Source organism: Cellulomonas sp. IC4_254 (genome assembly GCF_011603975.1).
Taxonomy (GTDB): Bacteria; Actinomycetota; Actinomycetes; order Actinomycetales; family Cellulomonadaceae; genus Cellulomonas.
Window position 1 is genome coordinate 1 of sequence record NZ_JAANNB010000302.1, and the last position, 2915, is coordinate 2915.

General features: G+C 76.9%; 3 protein-coding genes. All 3 read left to right on the forward strand.

Annotation, left to right across the window (positions count from 1 at the left end; genetic code table 11):
• A partial coding sequence (prmC, locus tag G6556_RS18110; RefSeq protein ID WP_240934713.1) for a peptide chain release factor N(5)-glutamine methyltransferase occupies positions 1 to 927 on the forward strand: 927 nt, incomplete at its 5' end.
• On the forward strand, positions 924 to 1583 hold the full coding sequence (locus tag G6556_RS18115; protein ID WP_346774996.1) for an L-threonylcarbamoyladenylate synthase: 660 nt from the start codon (positions 924 to 926) through the stop codon (positions 1581 to 1583). The genes prmC and G6556_RS18115, both read left to right, overlap by 4 nt.
• A partial coding sequence (locus tag G6556_RS18120; RefSeq protein ID WP_346774997.1) for an MraY family glycosyltransferase occupies positions 1580 to 2915 on the forward strand: 1336 nt, incomplete at its 3' end. The genes G6556_RS18115 and G6556_RS18120, both read left to right, overlap by 4 nt.

Genomic DNA, 2915 nt, shown 5'->3' on the forward strand with positions numbered 1-2915 from the left:
GCGCTGGTCGAGGCCGCCACGCGGGTGCTCGCCGAGGTCGGCGTCGGCTCGCCCCGGCACGACGCGACCGCGCTCGCCGCGCACGCGCTCGGCCTGCCGCGGCTCGACCTCGTGCTCGCCCCGCCGGTGCCGGACGGGTTCACCGAGGAGTTCGCCGGTCTGGTCGACCGCCGCCGGCGCCGGGAGCCGCTGCAGCACATCGTCGGCTCGACGGTGTTCCGCTACCTGACCCTGGCCGTCGAGCCGGGGGTGTTCGTGCCGCGGCCCGAGACCGAGACGGTCGCGCAGGTCGGGATCGACGAGGCCGCCCGGATCGCCACCGAGGGCCGGTCGCCGGTCGTGGTGGACCTGTGCTGCGGCGCGGGCGGCATCGCGCTGTCGCTGGCCACCGAGGTGCCGGAGGCGCGGGTGGCCGCGGTCGACGCGTCCCCGGCCGCGGTGGCGCTGACCCGCGGCAACGGCGAGCGCGTCGGCGCGGGCGAGATCCGGGTGGAGCTCGGCGACGTCCGCGACCCCGCGCTGCTCGCGGACCTGGACGGCACGGTGGACGTCGTGGTGTCGAACCCGCCGTACATCCCGCCGGACGCGGTGCCGGTGGACCCCGAGGTCCGCGACCACGACCCCGACCTCGCGCTCTACGGCGGCGGCGCGGACGGGCTGGAGGTGCCGCGCGCGGTGCTGGCCGCCGCCGCCCGGCTGCTCGTGCCCGGCGGCCTGCTGGTGATGGAGCACGCGGAGGTGCAGGACGCCGCCGCGCGCGCGGCCGCCGAGGCGACCGGCGCCTTCGAGGCCGTGGAGTCGCGCCCCGACTTGACCGGCAGGCCCCGGATGCTGGTGGCGCGCCGCCGCACGGACCCGGCGCCGACCGCGCCTGCGGGCGAGCCGCGTCCGCACGCCCAGCCGGGCGTGGGAGACTCGCAGCCGTGACTGCCGACGCCGTGCTGGACGCCACCGACCCCGCGACCTGGGGCCCTGCCCTCGACGCCGCCGTGCACACCGTCTCGCGCGGCGGGCTCGTGGTGCTGCCGACGGACACGGTGTACGGGATCGGCGCGGACGCCTTCACCCCGCCGGCGGTGAACGCGCTGCTCGCCGCGAAGGGCCGCGGCCGCCAGATGCCGCCGCCGGTGCTGATGCCGGACGCGTTCACGATGGACGGCCTGGCCATGGGCGTGCCCGCGGCGGCGCGCGACCTCGCCGAGGCGTTCTGGCCCGGCGGCCTCACGCTCATCCTGGTCGCCCAGCCGTCGCTGGCCTGGGACCTGGGGGAGACCCACGGCACCGTCGCGCTGCGGGTGCCGGACCACCCGGTGGCGCTCGCGCTGCTCGGCCGCACCGGGCCCATGGCCGTGTCGAGCGCGAACCGCACCGGTCAGCCGTCGGCCGTCGAGGTCGGCGAGGCCTACGAGCAGCTCGGCGACCGGGTGCAGACCTACCTGGACGGCGGCCGCACCCCGGGCCAGGTCGCCTCGACGATCGTCGACGCCACCGGCGACGAGCTCCGCGTCGTCCGGCAGGGCGCCATCTCCCTGGAGCGCCTCCGCGAGGTCGCCCCCGTCCGGGAGGGTGAACCCGGCCGGTGAGGGCGTACCTCCTGCTCCTGCTGATCGCCGCGGCGGCGACCTACGTGCTGACGCCGCTGGCGCGGTGGTGCGCGCTCCGCTGGGGTGCGATCACGGCCGTGCGGAGCAGGGACGTGCACTCCATCCCGACGCCGCGGCTCGGCGGCCTCGCCATGTGGGCCGGGATCATGGTCGGCCTGGTCATGGCGAGCCAGCTGCCGTTCCTGGCCGACGTCTTCGACCGCCCGGAGCCGATCATCGGCATCGCCGCCGCCGCGACGATCGTGTGCGCGCTGGGCGTGGCCGACGACATCTGGGACCTGGACTGGATGACGAAGCTCGTCGGGCAGGTGCTCGCCGCGTTCGTCATGGCGTCGATGGGCGTCCAGCTCTACCAGCTGCCGATCGACGGCGTGGTGCTGGGCTCCGACCGGATCTGGCTCGGCCTGACGGTGCTGGTGGTCGTCGTCGCGATGAACGCGGTGAACTTCGTCGACGGCCTCGACGGGCTCGCCGCCGGGCTGATCGCGATCGGCGGCACCGGGTTCTTCCTGTACTCGTACGCGCTCACCCGCGACGCCAGCCCCGGCGACTACTCCAACCTCGCCACGCTGGTCGTCGCGCTGCTGGTGGGGGCGTGCGTGGGCTTCCTGCCGCACAACTTCAACCCGGCGCGGATCTTCATGGGCGACTCCGGGTCGATGCTGATCGGCCTGGTCATCGCCGCGGCGGGCATCCAGGTGACCGGCCAGATCGACCCCGCCGTGGCCTCGACCCGGCAGTCCTTCCCGGCGTTCCTGCCGATCCTGCTGCCGCTGGCCGTCCTGCTGCTGCCGCTGCTCGACATGGGCCTCGCGGTGATCCGGCGGGTCGGCTCCGGGAAGTCGCCGTTCCACCCCGACCGGATGCACCTGCACCACCGGATGCTGGCGCTGGGCCACTCGCACCGGCGCGCCGTGATCATCCTCTACGTGTGGACCTTCGTGTTCACCGGCGCCGCGACCGCGCTCGTCTGGTTCTCGACCACCGCCGTGCTCGTCGGGCTCGGGGTCGGCGTCCTGGCCGCGCTCGCGCTGACGCTCGGCCCGCTGCGCGGCCGCAGCACCGCGGGCGGCGGCACCCCCGGCGGCGGTCCCGGCGTCCGCCCGCCGGCCGGTCCCGAGCCGGCGCCGCAGCCCGCCCCGGCGCAGCACGGCGCGGCGCAGCACGGCGCGGCGCCCGCCGCCGCGGCCCGGCACGCCGCCGACGCCCGCCGCCGGGCCTGGCACGCCGCGCCGGGCACCGGTCCGGCCGTCGCCGCCGGCCCCGCCGCGGCCGCGCACCCCCTGACCCGCCTGACCGACGCCCTGCACG